This window comes from Mesorhizobium sp. A623, assembly GCF_054489405.1.
Genome location: NZ_JBTMXB010000041.1, coordinates 16,388 through 31,423 on the forward strand (window position 1 = coordinate 16,388; position 15,036 = coordinate 31,423).

At 56.9% G+C, this 15,036-nt stretch carries 13 protein-coding genes and 10 pseudogenes; 17 read left to right on the forward strand and 6 right to left on the reverse strand.

The window, feature by feature from the left end; translation table 11 throughout:
• The first annotated feature begins 92 nt into the window (after positions 1-92).
• From ACX3P1_RS24390 to ACX3P1_RS24415, 6 genes and pseudogenes are all read left to right on the forward strand, one after another.
• On the forward strand, positions 93-404 hold the full coding sequence (locus tag ACX3P1_RS24390) for a helix-turn-helix domain-containing protein (protein WP_459082166.1): 312 nt from the start codon (positions 93-95) through the stop codon (positions 402-404).
• Positions 404-1,420 (forward strand): annotated as a pseudogene (locus tag ACX3P1_RS24395) (proton-conducting transporter transmembrane domain-containing protein); the annotation flags it as partial. The gene ACX3P1_RS24390 and the pseudogene ACX3P1_RS24395, both read left to right, overlap by 1 nt.
• An 80-nt stretch (positions 1,421-1,500) precedes the next feature.
• On the forward strand, positions 1,501-2,019 hold the full coding sequence (locus ACX3P1_RS24400) for an NADH-quinone oxidoreductase subunit B family protein (RefSeq protein WP_459082167.1): 519 nt from the start codon (positions 1,501-1,503) through the stop codon (positions 2,017-2,019).
• Entirely contained in the window at positions 2,016-2,402 is a 387-nt protein-coding gene (locus tag ACX3P1_RS24405) for a DUF983 domain-containing protein (protein WP_459082168.1), read from the forward strand. Before ACX3P1_RS24400 ends, ACX3P1_RS24405 begins: the two co-directional genes overlap by 4 nt.
• Before the next feature lie 78 nt (positions 2,403-2,480).
• The gene (locus ACX3P1_RS24410; protein WP_459082169.1) at positions 2,481-2,984 is read left to right on the forward strand and encodes a YbgC/FadM family acyl-CoA thioesterase; all 504 of its coding nucleotides are present in this window, start codon (positions 2,481-2,483) and stop codon (positions 2,982-2,984) included.
• Between the two features lie 57 nt (positions 2,985-3,041).
• Positions 3,042-3,230: pseudogene (locus ACX3P1_RS24415) on the forward strand (hypothetical protein); the annotation flags it as partial.
• On the opposite strand, the pseudogene ACX3P1_RS24420 reads toward ACX3P1_RS24415, so the two are convergent.
• Positions 3,211-3,504: pseudogene (locus ACX3P1_RS24420) on the reverse strand (helix-turn-helix domain-containing protein); the annotation flags it as partial. The pseudogenes ACX3P1_RS24415 and ACX3P1_RS24420 overlap by 20 nt on opposite strands.
• 105 nt (positions 3,505-3,609) lie before the next feature.
• Between ACX3P1_RS24420 and ACX3P1_RS24425 the strand changes: the two are divergent.
• The 5 genes from ACX3P1_RS24425 (at position 3,610) to hemA (ending at position 7,468) form a co-directional block, all read left to right on the forward strand.
• Positions 3,610-4,445 (forward strand): IS5 family transposase gene (locus ACX3P1_RS24425; RefSeq protein ID WP_459082170.1). Its coding sequence is split into 2 segments (ribosomal slippage): positions 3,610-3,997 and positions 3,997-4,445, totalling 837 coding nucleotides; the frame shifts between segments, so codons are not numbered across the junction.
• 343 nt (positions 4,446-4,788) lie between these two features.
• On the forward strand, positions 4,789-5,175 hold the full coding sequence (locus ACX3P1_RS24430; RefSeq protein ID WP_459082171.1) for a DUF983 domain-containing protein: 387 nt from the start codon (positions 4,789-4,791) through the stop codon (positions 5,173-5,175).
• Positions 5,176-5,251: 76 nt separating this feature from the next.
• A complete protein-coding gene (locus ACX3P1_RS24435; protein ID WP_459082172.1) occupies positions 5,252-5,524 on the forward strand; it encodes a helix-turn-helix domain-containing protein in 273 nt (90 codons plus the stop codon).
• A 378-nt stretch (positions 5,525-5,902) separates the two neighbouring features.
• Complete coding sequence (locus ACX3P1_RS24440; RefSeq protein WP_459082173.1) at positions 5,903-6,196, forward strand: hypothetical protein; 294 nt, start codon at positions 5,903-5,905, stop codon at positions 6,194-6,196.
• Between the two features lie 57 nt (positions 6,197-6,253).
• Entirely contained in the window at positions 6,254-7,468 is a 1,215-nt protein-coding gene (hemA, locus tag ACX3P1_RS24445) for a 5-aminolevulinate synthase (protein ID WP_459082174.1), read from the forward strand.
• Positions 7,469-7,545: 77 nt separating this feature from the next.
• On the opposite strand, the pseudogene ACX3P1_RS24450 reads toward hemA, so the two are convergent.
• Together ACX3P1_RS24450 and ACX3P1_RS24455 are read right to left on the reverse strand one after the other, a co-directional pair.
• Positions 7,546-7,683 (reverse strand): annotated as a pseudogene (locus tag ACX3P1_RS24450) (NYN domain-containing protein); the annotation flags it as partial.
• 227 nt (positions 7,684-7,910) lie between these two features.
• The gene (locus ACX3P1_RS24455) at positions 7,911-8,990 is read right to left on the reverse strand and encodes an IS5 family transposase (protein WP_459082175.1); all 1,080 of its coding nucleotides are present in this window, start codon (positions 8,988-8,990) and stop codon (positions 7,911-7,913) included.
• An 82-nt stretch (positions 8,991-9,072) separates the two neighbouring features.
• On the opposite strand from ACX3P1_RS24455, the pseudogene ACX3P1_RS24460 reads away from it, so the two are divergent.
• Positions 9,073-9,210 (forward strand): annotated as a pseudogene (locus ACX3P1_RS24460) (IS6 family transposase); the annotation flags it as partial.
• Positions 9,211-9,355: 145 nt separating this feature from the next.
• On the opposite strand, the gene ACX3P1_RS24465 reads toward ACX3P1_RS24460, so the two are convergent.
• Positions 9,356-10,921: an IS1182 family transposase gene (locus tag ACX3P1_RS24465; RefSeq protein ID WP_459082176.1), complete on the reverse strand. Its 1,566-nt coding sequence runs from the start codon at positions 10,919-10,921 to the stop codon at positions 9,356-9,358.
• A gap of 71 nt (positions 10,922-10,992) precedes the next feature.
• Here ACX3P1_RS24465 and ACX3P1_RS24470 point away from each other — a divergent pair.
• A pseudogene (locus ACX3P1_RS24470) lies at positions 10,993-11,559 on the forward strand (IS6 family transposase); the annotation flags it as partial.
• Between the two features lie 56 nt (positions 11,560-11,615).
• Here ACX3P1_RS24470 and ACX3P1_RS24475 read toward each other — a convergent pair.
• A pseudogene (locus tag ACX3P1_RS24475) lies at positions 11,616-12,228 on the reverse strand (hypothetical protein); the annotation flags it as partial.
• A gap of 257 nt (positions 12,229-12,485) precedes the next feature.
• Between ACX3P1_RS24475 and ACX3P1_RS24480 the strand changes: the two are divergent.
• Together ACX3P1_RS24480 and ACX3P1_RS24485 are read left to right on the forward strand one after the other, a co-directional pair.
• Positions 12,486-13,061 (forward strand): TetR/AcrR family transcriptional regulator, encoded by a 576-nt coding sequence (locus tag ACX3P1_RS24480; RefSeq protein ID WP_459082179.1) that lies wholly within the window; start codon positions 12,486-12,488, stop codon positions 13,059-13,061.
• A 216-nt stretch (positions 13,062-13,277) separates the two neighbouring features.
• Positions 13,278-13,403, forward strand: a pseudogene (locus ACX3P1_RS24485) (ATP-binding protein); the annotation flags it as partial.
• 511 nt (positions 13,404-13,914) lie between these two features.
• On the opposite strand, the pseudogene ACX3P1_RS24490 reads toward ACX3P1_RS24485, so the two are convergent.
• A pseudogene (locus ACX3P1_RS24490) lies at positions 13,915-14,215 on the reverse strand (transposase); the annotation flags it as partial.
• Between the two features lies 1 nt (position 14,216).
• Between ACX3P1_RS24490 and ACX3P1_RS24495 the strand changes: the two are divergent.
• Positions 14,217-14,519 (forward strand): annotated as a pseudogene (locus tag ACX3P1_RS24495) (universal stress protein); the annotation flags it as partial.
• A gap of 115 nt (positions 14,520-14,634) precedes the next feature.
• Positions 14,635-14,886, forward strand: a complete 252-nt coding sequence (locus ACX3P1_RS24500) for a helix-turn-helix domain-containing protein (protein ID WP_459082177.1) — start codon at positions 14,635-14,637, stop codon at positions 14,884-14,886.
• The last annotated feature ends 150 nt before the right edge of the window (positions 14,887-15,036 follow it).

Genomic DNA, 15,036 nt, shown 5'->3' on the forward strand with positions numbered 1-15,036 from the left:
CTCACACATCACTAGTTGACTATAACACCTTCTAATGTATGTTGCAACGTGTAGAGATGATGTCTCAACTCCGATAGCGAGGAAACCGATCCGTGATAACTGCTGCACAGCTGCGCGCCGCAAGGGCGCTCCTCGGTATCGACCAGCGCAAGTTGGCTGAGTTGTCCGGGCTTTCGGTGCCGACCATTCAGCGCATGGAAGCCAGCGAGGCCATGATCCGCGGGCAAGTTGATTCCCTCATGAAACTCATTGGCGCTCTCGAACTGGCGGGTGTGGAGCTGATCGCAGAGGGTGCCCCCAGTCAGATCGGCGGACGTGGCGTGCGGCTGAAAGCCGACTATGACCCGGCCAGGGTGCAGGGCGACGACGCTGCTGCAAGATATAGTGTGAGGAGCGTGGCGTGATCTCCGGGGTCGAGGCTCTGCTTTGGGGCGACGCGGCCCTTCTGGGAACTGCCGTGCTGGCTGTTACGCGGAGCCGTCGATCCTCTGCGACCGGTCTTATCTATCTGGTCACTTTAGCTGTTTGCTGTTTTTTGCTCTTGGTCGCTCTTCAGCACCTTGTCCTGAATTCGGCAGATCTGCAGACGGTCACGCTGCCCGTTGGATTACCCTGGATCGCGGCGCATTTTCGACTTGATGCGCTTTCGTCGTTCTTCCTCGTCGTCGTCAATCTCGGGGGCTCGATATCCAGTCTTTACGGGCTTGGGTACGGTCGTCACGAATTGGCGCCGCATCGCGTGCTGCCGTTCTTTCCCGCATTCCTGGCCGGCATGAACCTTGTCGTGATGGCCGATGACGCCTTGACGTTCCTGCTTTCTTGGGAATTCATGTCGCTCGCTTCATGGGCACTCGTGGTAGCCCACCATCGAGACCCGGACAATACGCGGGTCGGCTACATCTACCTTGTCATGGCGAGTTTCGGGACCTTGGCTCTCCTGCTCGCTTTCGGCCTACTAGCGGGCCCGACCGGAAATTACACCTTTGAGGCCATGCGCGCCACGCAGCCAGCGCCGTTGATTGCCACGGTCGTACTCATCCTGATGTTGCTCGGGGCTGGATCGAAGGCAGGTCTGGTGCCCTTGCATGTCTGGCTGCCGCTCGCCCACCCGGCGGCCCCAAGCCATGTCTCGGCTCTGATGAGCGGCATCATGACAAAAGTTGCCGTCTACGGCTTCATTCGGGTCATCTTCGACCTGCTCGGCCCGCCTACTTGGTGGTCGAGTATCGTGGTCCTACTCCTTGGCAGCGCTACTGCGGTTCTTGGCATTCTCTATGCCCTGATGGAAAAAGACCTGAAGCGGCTTCTGGCCTACAGTACGATCGAAAACATCGGCATTATTTTCGTCAGCCCTGGCCTTGCGCTTGCCTTCCAAGCGAACGGAATGGGCTGGGCGGCGGCCTTGGCGTTATCGAAGGCAACATCGTCGCCGATCTCCCGCTGTGCAACAAATCCTTCAACTGCTCCTATTCCGGTCATGACCTGTAAAGGCAAGCTGCCATGCGAATGCTTCTTTTCAAAAGCCTGATGCAGGCGCCCTTAACCGAGCGCCCGCCGCAAGCAAGCGATGCTGCCGGTGAGGAGTTGGCCAAGGCCCTCCACCGGGCTGCCCGCAAGAGGCATGGACGAAGTCTTTCGATCCGGGCGATCGACGCCGGTTCCTGCAACGGCTGCGAGCTCGAGATGCACGCGCTGAACAATGCCTTTTACGACATCGAACGCTTCGGATTCCATTTCGTCGCCTCACCGCGCCATGCCGATGTGTTGATGATCACGGGGCCCGTCACCAAGAACATGCGCGAGGCGATGATAAGGACCTACGACGCGGCGCCTCATCCCAAATGGGGGGTGGCGATTGGCGACTGCGCACGCAATGGCGGCTGTTTCGCCGGGAGCTATGCCGTCATGGACGGCGTTTCCAAGGTACTCCCAGTCGACCTTCACATTCCCGGTTGTCCGCCACGGCCGATCGAAATTCTGAAAGGGCTACTTTCCCTGATGGAAGCAGCAAGCAAGTGACGTCCAACGGTCAAACCCATCCGCGCCCAGAGCTTTTCCTTGCCGTTCGACGTGCGCTTGCGGGGCGTTGTCCGAATTGCGGCAAGGGAAAGCTATTTCGTGCCTACCTCAAGCAGGTTGATCAATGCGCTGTCTGCGGAGAGCTTTACGGGCATATTCGATCTGACGATGCCGCTCCATGGCTTACAATCCTGATCGTAGGTCACATTATTGTGCCGGTGGCCCTGTCGGTTGAGAGCCGGTCGTTACTGCCGAACTGGCTTTCGATGAGTCTCTGGCCTCTGCTAGCAGTTGGGCTCGCCTTAATCGTCTTGCCACGGGCCAAGGCTTTGTTTCTGACCGTCATATGGCGCACGCGCTCGCCGGGCTCAGAACGTGACTGATTGTGCATGGAGCATGTGACGAAAGACCGGCGGTGCATGGCAAATGAAATTCTGCCGATTGTTGGGACTTGAAAAACCATGGAAAACAAGAACAATTTTGCCGCCCACGACAAAACGCGCTTGACGGGAGAGCTAACGAACACCGGACATCGACTTGATGCCCGCATCTACTATGCAGATACGGATTTTTCGGGTGTCGTCTATCATGCACGTTATCTGGAGCTCCTGGAACGCGGCCGGATCGAATATTTGCGTCACGTTGGCGTTCAACACGCCGACCAGTTTCTAAGCGATATCGATGCGCAACTGGTCTGGATCATTCGGCGCCTGGAGATCACTTTCAAGCGGTCGGCCCGCATCGATGATCTCGTTACCATAGAAACGACAACGGCGAGCATGTCGAGTGCGCGTGTGTTCATGGCGCAACTTATTCGACGCGGCCGCGACATCCTTATCGAGGCTCAGGTTGAGTGTGCATTAGTCAATCGCCACGGGCGTCCGCAACGGCTTCCACAGAGCTGGAAAGACCTGTTTCGTCCGCAGAACGAGCAGCATCGAGATGAGAAAACTTCGGGCTCTTAGACTTGAAAATCAATTTGTTCGGGTTTCGGCCGGTGCGGTCAACCAGAAAGGCCTCCAATGACGAGCGACGGAAAAGACAAGAATAAGGCGCTGCAAGATGCAGCTCTCCATTATCACGAATATCCGCGCCCAGGAAAACTGGAAATCGCGGCGACCAAGCCACTTGGAAATCAGCGGGATATGGCTTTAGCCTATTCCCCCGGAGTCGCGGCACCTTGCGAGGAAATCGCCAAAGACCCCGACAAGGAGATCGTCCAAGGCTTCGTGCAATAGCGCGGATGGCAAGACCTGCCGCAATCCCTCGAGATATCTCTTCGCGCTCCGCCTCTGCAAGCGCCAAGGGAGGTCTACGCCTTGCTGACGGAGCAATGCCGCCATGGACAGATACGATCCGCTGAACGCCGCCCTTGTTCCTGCGCTCTAGTGCCCGCGAGATCGACGAAATGCTCTGACCTTGCTTCCATCGTTCCCAAAGCTCGACCTTCTGTTCTGCGGTAAACCACACCCGTGACGTGACCATGCGACACCTCCTCATCTTCTCAGTGTCGGTCCAAAAAGAAGTTGAACGATATGAATCGCTTGTGATTCCATGCAGTCGATTTGATTCGACGAGGGCGTGGACGCGATGTGGACGAAGGCAAACCGCGGGAAATACAATCGAGATGGTCTGCGCTATCCGAGCGATTTGACGAACGTGGAATGGGGGCTGGTCGAACCTTTGATACCGCCTGCCAAGCACGGCGGCCGCAGGCGTGAGGTCGATGTGCGCGAGGTTCTCAACGGCCTTCTTTATGTTCTCAGCACGGGCTGCCAATGGCGGGCCGTGCCGAAGGACCTGCCGCCCAGGAGTACGCTGTTCAGCTATTTCGACCTGTGGAACTGGGATGGCACGCTCGGCCGAATTCATCAGGAACTCTACGTGAAATGCCGCGAGGCGATGGGACACGAGGCCAGCCCGACGGCGGCAATCATCGACAGCCAGAGCGTCAAAGGCGCTGAAAAAGGGGACGTTGCATCGACCCGTGCGGGTATGATGCGGGGAAAAAGATCAAAGGCAAGAAGCGTCATATCCTCGTCGATACGGTAGGGCTTTTGCTGCACGCGCTGGTTCATCCAGCTGACGTCCAGGATCGCGACGGCGGCGTGCTGGTCCTGAAGACGCTGTTCGGGCGTTATCCGTTCTTGAAGAAACTGTTCGCCGACGGCGGCTATCAGGGACCTGTCTTCGCCAAGGGTCAGAAGCAAGCCATGCCTGGACTTGCGACCGTCATCGTCAAGCGATCCGACACCGCCAAGGGTTTTGAGGTTCTGCCGAGGCGCTGGGTGGTCGAACGGACTTTCGCATGGCTGGGGCGATGTCGCAGGCTGGCCAAGGACTTCGAGAGTTTGACGCGCAACGCGCTCGCCTTCCTCAAACTGGCGTCTATCCGACTCATGCTGCGAAAGCTCTGTTCAAGCTGAATAACTTTCCGGACCGACTCTCAGATTAAAGGTGTTGCGACGATCGGTTGAACCCACCCGGCCAACCAGGTCCTTTTGGCGTGAGAAGCGACGTCACCCGGATTCTTCAATGATTTGACCGGCGCCATTTGCCCTTTCCTATTACATTCTGAGACAGGCAAGATCTGTTATGGCTCTGCCGATATAGGTCGGAGCGCGGGCACCGTCGCTTTTGTATGAAGCGCCGTGCATGAGTGCAAGTGTGCGCAGATTGCGATTGGCAAGCCTTTTCATGGCCCCATGTGAAAAGTGCGACAAATAGCACTTGAACTATTGAAGATCATGTATTATACATGAATATCAAATGGCGAATACACAGAAAAACGAAATTGGTCCAGCGTTGCAGCTTGCCCTCGCACGTGGGTTCGCTGGACGCTGTCCCAACTGCGGTAAGGGAAAACTGTTTCGCGCATACCTAAAGCAAGTAGACCAGTGCTCGAGCTGCAATGAGCGATATTCAGACATCGCGACCGATGATGCTGCACCTTGGTTTACCATGCTTATTGCAGGTGTTCTTGCGGCTCCTTTATTTTTCGGCTTTCAAGATTTATTTGCATCTAACTTCGTCGTTGCAATGCTTATTTCTATTCTAATTGTGATAATAATGATACTTTTTCTTCTTCCACGAATTAAGGGGGTATTGATAAGCGCTTTTTGGTATACTCGCCGCAGCTCCGACAGAACTTCGTGAAAATACGAGGCAACTACTGGAGGCTTCTAGCAATGCCTGGAAATGTAACCAATAGGCCTTCGATCCGGAGATCAGCGTGATTACCGCTGCACAGATGCGGGCAGCACGAGCGCTGCTAGGAATTGACCAAAAGACGTTGGCTGAACGAGCCGGCGTTTCGCTCCCCACCATCCAGAGGATGGAAGCCAGCAATGGTGATGTGCGAGGTATCATCGATTCACTGACGAGAGTCATCAACGCCTTCAAGGCTGAGGGCGTTACCATTATTGGAGATCATGAGAGAAGTGAGGGCGGGGGGCGGGGGGTTCGCCTGGCGCATCCCGTGGGTTCATCGAACAGGACGAATTGACATCTGATTTTCAGATGCGCGGGTCGGAACTGAGTAGTCAACACGGTGGACAGGAATAGCGCGGGCGATCGATGAAACGTCGGCACACGGTGAAACAGGAGCCAGCTGGTAGTTGGTCCGTTATCGATCCGGATACGCCTTTGCCAAATCCCTCACTCGTCATGTCGGGTCTGGCAAAGGAAGATGCTTACGATGCCGCGGATCTGTTGAATAAGCTGGAAGCTCAAAGGCCTAGCGGTCGTCAACGACCGCGCAAGAATACCTACGAAGAGTGAAGAGCCTTTATTTCGCTGCAAACTGCTCCATGGCGTCTTCAGGAGGACGCCAGCATAAACCAATTACCCTAGTGCTCCAGATGCGCCGCTCAGTGAGAAATGAATGTCAGTGCAAGTTCGTCAATTGTCGAGACCGGCGGGGGACCCAGCCGAGGCAACCGGCCGGAATGCAAGAGCTCAAGCCGCTGAAGGTAAGGCTTTTTTCGTGAAGCTCAGAAGTGACCTCCAGACAAATGACGTGGTTTCGATCATCCACTACGTGACCGATTTCGGCACGGGAGATGCCCGGGGACTGGCGCTGGACGGCGGATGGTCAATCCGGCTGTCAGAGATTTCCGACCTGCGTCTATTGGCCTTCCAATTTCCAGAGCTCATCGACGGCCATTCGACAGAGTGAGATTTCGAAAACACGGCGGGCAGCCAATGCGACCATCTAGCGAGCAAGAAAAACACAATGGACTTCGAGCAATTTTTCGCAGACAAACTTGATGCCTTACGCACAGAGGGCCGCTACCGCGTTTTTGCCGAGATCGAGCGCAGGGCCGGCAGATTCCCACATGCAAAACGTCATCTGAATGGTCGCGTGAGTATGGTAACGGTTTGGTGTTCCAACGATTATCTTGGCATGGGGCAGCATCCATCTGTGCTCTCCGCGATGCAAGCTGCTTTGCAGGTAAACGGTGCCGGATCTGGAGGCACCCGCAATATCTCAGGCACCAGCCGCTCGCATGTGCTTTTAGAGCAGGAACTTGCCGATTTGCACGGCAAAGAAGCTGCACTCCTATTCACCTCTGGATACGTCTCCAACTGGACGACACTCAGCACATTGGGCAGTAATCTTCCCAATGCAGTTTTCTTTTCGGATGAAGGCAATCATGCCTCGATGATCGAAGGAATACGACATTCGAATGCCGAAAAGCGGATATGGAAACACAATGATCCGCGCGATCTTGATCGATTGCTGTCTGAGTATGGCTCCGATCGTTCAAAGATCGTCGCGTTCGAGTCCATTTATTCCATGGATGGCGACATTGCCCCGATAGCAGACATTCTCGCTGTCGCTAAAAAGCATGGTGCCATGACCTATTTGGACGAAGTTCATGCCGTGGGCCTCTATGGTCCCCGGGGGGGTGGCATTGCCGAACGAGACGGTCTGATGGACCGAATTACGATCATCGAGGGCACGCTCGGCAAAGCATTTGGCATTATGGGCGGCTATATCACCGGTTCGGCGCAATTATGCGATTATATCCGCTCGTTCGCCTCAGGATTTATTTTTTCTACAGCGCTTCCTCCCGTCATTGTGGCCGGGGCGCTCGCTTCAATCCGCCATTTGAAGCATAGCACTTACGAACGAAAGCTGCTTCAGGAGAGGGTGGCGCAGATTCGTACACGCTTGAACGCCAACGGTATCCCACATCTACCGAATGCCAGTCACATTGTACCCGTCATAGTGGGAGATGCGGCGAAGTGCAAATGGCTCAGCGACCTGCTACTGGACAGCTACGGCATATATGTTCAACCGATCAACTATCCGACAGTGCCGAGAAAAACTGAGCGTTTGAGGATCACGCCATCCCCGCTTCATTCGGACGCGGACATAGATCACCTCGTTGGCGCGCTTTCTGAGTTGTGGTCACGCTGCGCACTTTCAAGACAGGTCGCTTAACACGGCCTGCCTCATCTTTCGTGACACCACTGCTGAACGACGCCACAAGACTGTCGGCGGCCCGCTCCATCCGTGACAGAAACGAGGCAGAAGCCGTCAAACCGCCCGCTGTGAAGCAAGTCCATGGCGTCGATTACCAGCGTGATGTCGGAGGCGTTCTTGCCTGTCGTGTATGCGAACTGCTGCAGGGGGATGATGGCGGGTTTTGTTGCAACGGCTGACTGGAAGCGCAAAGGGCTTTGTCGCAAACCGCACGGTAACGTTATTTGGAGCATGAAGGTTCTTCCATTTCAGGGAGCTGGACGCTTCGATCAACGTCCTGACTGAGGCTTAACGGCCATTCTGGTGCTCACAACAAGTCATCCGGCGGAGATTTCTGGGCTTGCTTGCGCACTGGTCTCTGCTCTGTTGAGCAGCGGTGTTGGCCCTCTCGGGCCGTAGCTCATGCGATGGCGATGCGGTCCAGATAGATCAGGCGCTTCATGTTGTAGAGGATGTTGGCCATGCCGATCTTGGTCGTGGCGCGTTCGATGCCGATGGTGCGGATGAACAGACCCATGCGGCTCTTCTGCTCGGCGAAGACATGTTCGACACGCGAGCGCACCTTCGATTTCAGATTGTTGGCGCGCCGGGTCGTCTCCGGCATCGGGCGGCCCTTCGGCTTCTTACGATGAACCCGGCTGATGAAGCCCTGCTTGTCCATGAAGGCCTCGTTGGCGTTCGATCTGTAAGCGGTGTCGGCCCACACGCTCCTGGAAGTATTGGTCCTGTCGAGAAGACCCTCGCGCAGCCGGGCTCCCTCGTAGGCTGCGGCATCCGTTGCCAGCCATTTGCGGATTAGGCCATGCTCGGCGTCGATCGAGATATGGTTCTGGTAGCCAAAGGCAGGAATGGCGATATCGACCGGCGGCATCGTGCCGTCCGCCTGCGGTTTGGCCTTAGTGAACTTGACCGTCCAGCGCGCGTCGCGGTCCTTCTGGCGCAGTTTTGCGGGCTTGCCCTGCCAATCCTGCGGGATGCAACCGGCTTTGATGGCGTCCTTTTCGTCCTTCGTGTTCCTCTGCTTCGGCGCGGCGATAAGGCTGGAATCGACGATCTGCCCTGACATCGCGATGTAGCCGGCGGCGCGCAGCATCGCGTCGAAGCGCTCGAACAAGGTCCTGATCGCGCCGGCCTTCGTCAGCCGTTCCCGAAACAGCCAGATCGTGCGTGCATCGGGAACCCGGTCGGAAAGACCCAGACCTAGAAACCGCATGAACGACAACCTGTCGTTGATCAGGAACTCGGTGCGCTCGTCCGACAGATTGTTCGCTGTCTGGATCACCAGCACCTTTAGCATCATGACCGCGTCGTAGGGCGGTCGGCCACCGTGCGGCCCGCTCGTATAGGCAAGCGCCCTCCCAAGATCAGGCCGGAACGCCTCGAAATCCACAACCCGGCCATAGGCTTCCAACTGATCGCCAAGATCGCTCAACCGTCGAAGCCGGTCATCCACATCGAAGAACCCAGGTGCAGTTCCCATAAAAGCCTCCACCGCCATCAAGTGAAGATGGAATCACAATCTGGGAGAAATGGCGAGGTTAATAGGAGCGTCCAGCTCGTCGATGTTCAGTGGCCGTCACTTCGACCAATCGGTAATCCTGCTGTGCGTACGGTGGTATCTGGCTTACAATCTCAGCCTGCGTGATCTGGAAGAGATGATGGCCGAGCGCGGCATTCACGTCGACCACTCCACGGTCCACGACCTGTGAAATTATTAGGTTTGGTACCGGATAGTGTTCAAAGCTGCACCGCTCCAGCGATGCGAGAGCAAACCGATGACTACGATGTGCAAGAGGGCCTTTTGGGGCCAACTTCTGCGGTTAGTCGTGCTTGCAGGCTTGGTCCTCAGACGGTGGCCGCTGTAATTCTTGGCTTCCAGCGCAGGCGGATCCATTGCCGGATATTGTAGGCCAGCAGGGCCCACAGGGCTTCCGTTCCTGCCTTTGCCAACCCGCGCACACGAAAGCGCCGCAGACCCAGCTTATCTTTCAGCCACGCATTGACGAACTCTGCGACACGCCCACGTTCGCGGATTAACGCTTTTGTCTCTGGCGAATTTTTCCGAGAGCGGAACGCACTCACTACAGGGTCCTCGTGTGTAACGACAATCGATCGCCCATAGCGCTGGTTGCCTGAGCAACATTGGCGGCGACTGGGGCATGGCCGACAATCGGTCGGGCTGGCCAGATAACGCACCATCTTTCTTCCAGGTCGCACATGGCCATAGCGAGCGGTGAGTATCTTGCCTTCCGGACAAACGTAGCTGTTAGACGCCGTATCATACTGGAACTTGTCGGGCAGGAAAGCGTCCGTTACCCCAACACGCGCAAACCGTTGCTTGGCGCGGCCATCAGTTTCAGTCCATGGCCCAACAAGTTCAATGTCTTTCTCATGCGCGGCCAGAATGTTCGCCCGACTGGTATAACCTGCGTCCACCACCATCTGATCAGGCGACTGACCCAAGCGCTTTCCAATCTGCTCAATTGCCGGAGCAAGGTATTCGTAGTCAGGGGCCGTTTGTCCAATATCCAGACCCACGGCAATGCCATGAGCTGCACCCGTCGATATCTGGACGTTATAACTCAAGGCGTAGTGGCCATCGCCATGACGCATGATCCGCGCTTCCGGATCTGTTGAACTAACCCCGGTCTGCCGCTGGCGGGCGCGCGCATAGCCGGGGCGCTTGGCCATACTTATCTGTTGGGCATGGAGAAGCGCCTGTTCAAGCCGTTCAATGCGTTCGCGCCCAGCCCGTTCGCGTGCAGCGGTCTGCCGGACTGTTGCTTCCCCGTTACGAGGATCTCCCATCGAAGCGACATAATCTCGTGCGGCGGCCAGATGCTTGACGATCTGCGCTTCCTGCTTGAAAGAGCCTGGCCCCGCCTGCGCAGTGATTTTCGTACCATCATGCATGACGGTCTGCAGAGAGATCAGACCCTCTGTGCTTAGCACGGCGAGTACTTGGGTGAACATTTCATCAAGAGCTTCGCGATGGGCAAGGCGAAAGTCGGACAGGGTATGGTGATTGATGACAAGGAGCCCCACCAACCAGCGAAAGCCCGGATCGTGTTCACAGCGACGCTCCACCTCACGGGCAGATCCGATACCGCGGCTGTAAGAGTAAATCCATAAGCTCACCAGAAGCCGCGGATCATAGGCGGGTCGCCCGGCAACACCTTCAAGCGAGCCAATCCCTGCCGCAAAGGCAGACAGATCAAGTTGGCCAACCAATTCCCAGATCGCCCGAGCAGGATGATCTTCTTCCACCAGCCGTTCAACATCCAGCATCTCCCAACAAAGCTGCCGACGATCCGCTTGCACCAGTCGAACTGGCCTGCTTCGCGATTGAGTTATATGACCGTTAGATGCTGCGGCAACATTCACTGATGCTTTCGGATCGATGCGATTCATCCCCAAATCCCCCCGGAAACACTGCCAGAACCATAGCATATTTCAGGTCCAAACAGGATTTTTCACAGGTCGTCCACCGCTGGGTTGTGCATTTTTCACCGCTGCTGCTTGATCGCTTCAACCGGAGAAAACGTCCGGTCACCGTCAAGTGGCACGTTGATGAAACTTATGTCCGGGTACGCGGTCGCTGGATGTATCTCTACCGCGCCATCGACAGCGTGGGCGACACGGTCGAGTTCTTCTTCAGCGAGAACCGGGATCTGATCGCTGCCAAACGCTTCATTCGCAAGGCGCGGGCACGTCATGGCCGACCAGACCGTATTGTCATTGACGGTAGCCAGACGAACCGGGAAGCAATCATTGCCTGCGATGGCGAGAGCCGGCTTCGAGACCAATCGCAACGGCTATTGAAGCCGATCCGCATCCGGCAGAGCCAATACCTCAATAACCGGATTGAACAGGACCATCGTCGAATCAAGCGCCGGATCCGGTCCATGCTCGGCTTCAAATCGATCACCTGCACAGCAACTATCCTGTGCGGCATTGAAATGGTCCACATGATGCGGAAACGACAGGCGAGGTACGCGCACAATCCCGCACCGTCACTTGTCGAACAGTTTGAAATCTTGGCCGCGTAAAAACTGAGCAGGAAGCCTTTCTGTGCCTCAATTCCGAGTTTGCGACAGAGCCCGCAGATGTAGGCGCCATCAATGAAAACTGAGATGGCGGTTCGGCTGGTTCGGCCGATGCGATAGGGGCTGGCGGCATCCCACTTTTCGAGCTGATCGGCGACTGTGGCGAGCCGCTCGACGACGGTTCGATGATCGTGTGGTCGCGCGGCCGGTACAAAGAGATCAAGCACACGGGCTGCTTATCGAAACGATAGCCGGGAGCCGAGTTCGGCCTGAACGCGCTCCGATTCCGGCGTTGCTCGGCTCTTCAACAGGGTCTCGATGCTTCCAATGCCCGATCTTGCCCTTCCGCAGGCACAACTGCGGAACCGGGATACGCGCAGGCGACAAAATACCGAAGAGCGAATGGACCGTACGAGATCGATAGTCATGAACCCCGCGAAGGCGGCCACAGTCGTGACATTTCCGATCCTGCTGACTGGCTTGATCCGTCTGAAACTGCGTGAGCTCCTCCTGCAGACGGCGCTGTACCGCCTTGCCTTCCTCCAGGGAGAGGCCGAACTCGTCAAGACGCGCTCCCTCGACACTGCGGTCGACGATTGCAATCTCCCGACGCTGCGGAACGCCATCGGCACCGACGGTCTCAACCCAGACCCTCATCCTCAATTCCCCCATCACCAAGTGCCCTTTCCGGAAAAGGCCTCGATTTAGCCGAAGGCTCTTACCCCCACCTTTTTCCCACTCCCGACCAAACCGCCGCATTCTTACAATTAAATGCCAAGCGACAACTCGCCATGAGGGCCCGCAGTGTAAATGGCCGCACAATGAGGCCGGATACGAAAACGCGCATGATATCACCTCGTGCTTGCTTACCTACCCATAAGTAGGTGATGTTGCCGCCTATGATGTCAAGGGTACGCAAGCGGTTGACCGTGGAGGAACGGCGGATCAAAATCCTGGCCGGAGCAGTGCGTGCATTCGCGGCCGCCGGCTACGACAACGTGAAAATGGACGATATCGCAGCCAGCGCTGGCATAACAAAACCGGTACTTTACGTTCACTTCCCCTCAAAGCGGGCGCTGTTTGTAAACGTGCTCGAGTCGATCCGCGATAAATTGAACGCCAAGGGCAGGTCGAGCGTGGAAGGCGATGCGACGCCCGAACAAAAATTCCGCTACGCCGTGGACGCATTCCTTGCGTTCGTTGAGATGGAGCCGGATGCCGCCCGGATATTGTTGGCGGTTCCATCCGGCGACCCGGTGGCCGCGAAGCTTTTGTGTGAGGTGCAGGCCGGCGCCTCGGCGGGCCTAGCGGTCCTGCTTGCCACCTTTATGGCGGGAAGCACTCCGGCACGCGTGCAAGCCGCGACCGAGTTTCTCAAGGAAGGCCTCCACGCGGTTGCCGTGTGGTGGCTTGACCACCCAGGCACGACGCGAGAGGATCTCGTCGACCTTGCCATGCGCATCGCATGGCACGGGCTTCAAAGCAGCACACGGGACTGTCAGTAATTTCGTGTGCGGGCGAGCGATTGAACATTATGCGGCCATTGCATTGATGAAGTGCTAGCCGAAGATGACGGCGAACTGAGCTTTGGCCATGGACCACTCACGCGGCGGCATTTTCCACTCTTTCTCCGATCGGTTCAAGATCAGATGAGCAGTGTAGCGGCATCGTCGTCAAATGGGATACCACCCCATCGAGAATGGCAGCACCCTTTGATGTTTGGTAATCCTACCATCGCTGACGCCGTCCTCGATCGCCTCGTGCACAACACCTATAGCATCGAACTGGCCGGCGAGAGCATGCGAAAACAACGAGCCATCGCCATGCCGGAAACGGCTCAGGCTTGACCCGAAACGAAACTCGAAGCAAACCTCAACAACGACCCAGGTGATGTCTAAAGGTGGCCGGCTTCAAATCGGAAGCCCGGCCGGAATGAAATCGGAATGGGTGGCCGGTGATTAATCGGAATCGCTGGCCGGCTCCATCGGAATGAATGAGGGTTCTGTTTGATCCCGCAGGATTGACGGCAACGGCTTGCCTCGCACTGCATGCGGGATTGAACAGAAGCCTGATTGAACGAAGCTGCGGATCGCGGACGTGGCCTATGGGGTTTGTGCGCTGCCGGCACCCGGAGCGGGGGATATTGGCCGCGCCTGGGCGATGATCGGAAAGGGCTTGCGGCCAGTTGAGGACAGGTGGATTGGGAGTTGTGATCGAAGCCGTCGCATTTTGGCGTCCGGCAAGCTGTCACGCCGCTCTCCATCAGGCCGTGGTCGGCAGCTTTGGCGCAACCGGAAGCGTCGTCGGCGGTAAACGGCGGCGGTGGAACAAGGATCGACTTGCCGGCGACAATGGAAGTCATGATGTATCCCATGAAGCTTGCGGCCGGAAGCGGCGCGGAACAGAGCCAAGTTCGACCATGCGCCCGCCGCAGCACGGGCATCGATCGAGAGATTTGCCGGTCAGCCGTTGGTAAAGCTCACGATAGTCGGCAGCCGGGGGGCGGCGGGTTTGGCGTAGGCGCTTGCAACAGCAGACGGCACCGGGCGAGCTTGGCGGCACGGTGACCATTAGCCAGGTAACCGTAATGGCGGATGCGGTGAAAGCCGTCGGGCAGGACGTGCAGCAGGAAGCGCCGGATGAACTCGTCGGCGCTCAGGGCTGCCCGTCTGGGCGGTGTCCATGATCCCGTTTCTCGTTACGACCAGCAGATCGATGCAATCATGAAGGAACGGTTTGCATTCATTGAACAGCGCGGGTCCGAGCATGACGTCGCGGTAGATCTGGTGCATGAAATCGACGCTTCTCCTGCCGAGGCCATCGTCAGATTCGCCAAGCTCAAAGGCTGTGATCTCATTGTGATGTCCTCGCATAGTCGGCGGGGTATACGGAAAGTTCTTCTCGGGAGTCAGACCTCCGAGGTGCTGGCGAATACGACCATTCCCGTACTGGTCGTCCGGTAGTGGATATTCACAGCCAGTGGGATGACAAGTACGATCTCAGATAGCATGATTGACGCTCTAGACATCACTATAGGTATTTGATACAATCCAATAGACACTTTGGATTGGAGCGCCAATGATCACCGCTGCGCAAATGCGTGCTGCCCGCGCGCTCTTGGGAATCGATCAGCGTCAGCTCGCGGAACTGGCCGGTGTGTCGGTGCCGACCATCCAGCGCATGGAAAGCAGCGATGGCAACGTACGCGGCGTGATTGACTCATTGACCAAGCTTATCGAGGCGCTTGATCGAGCAGGCATCGAACTGATCAGCGAGAACGCAATCAGCGGAGGTGGCGGGCGAGGCGTTCGCCTCAAGAACCCCTCATGACGTTGCCCTGAAGCCGTCAAGCGCGGCGCCGACCTGACCCGGCCGACGATCCCGCCCAAAATTGTGGCAAACGGAAGGATTGTCATGGCCACCCGATCGATCAAGCCAAGTTTCGCAGACCTTTTTACGCCCAAGCTCGTCACGGTGCTG

Coding starts and splice junctions, on each gene's coding strand:
- ACX3P1_RS24400 (WP_459082167.1), top strand. CDS start 1,501: ATGCGAATGCTTCTTTTCAAAAGCCTGATGCAGGCGCCCTTAACCGAG.
- ACX3P1_RS24410 (WP_459082169.1), top strand. CDS start 2,481: ATGGAAAACAAGAACAATTTTGCCGCCCACGACAAAACGCGCTTGACG.
- ACX3P1_RS24430 (WP_459082171.1), top strand. CDS start 4,789: ATGGCGAATACACAGAAAAACGAAATTGGTCCAGCGTTGCAGCTTGCC.
- ACX3P1_RS24440 (WP_459082173.1), top strand. CDS start 5,903: ATGTCAGTGCAAGTTCGTCAATTGTCGAGACCGGCGGGGGACCCAGCC.
- hemA (WP_459082174.1), top strand. CDS start 6,254: ATGGACTTCGAGCAATTTTTCGCAGACAAACTTGATGCCTTACGCACA.
- ACX3P1_RS24455 (WP_459082175.1), bottom strand. CDS start 8,990: ATGGGAACTGCACCTGGGTTCTTCGATGTGGATGACCGGCTTCGACGG.
- ACX3P1_RS24465 (WP_459082176.1), bottom strand. CDS start 10,921: ATGAATCGCATCGATCCGAAAGCATCAGTGAATGTTGCCGCAGCATCT.
- ACX3P1_RS24500 (WP_459082177.1), top strand. CDS start 14,635: ATGATCACCGCTGCGCAAATGCGTGCTGCCCGCGCGCTCTTGGGAATC.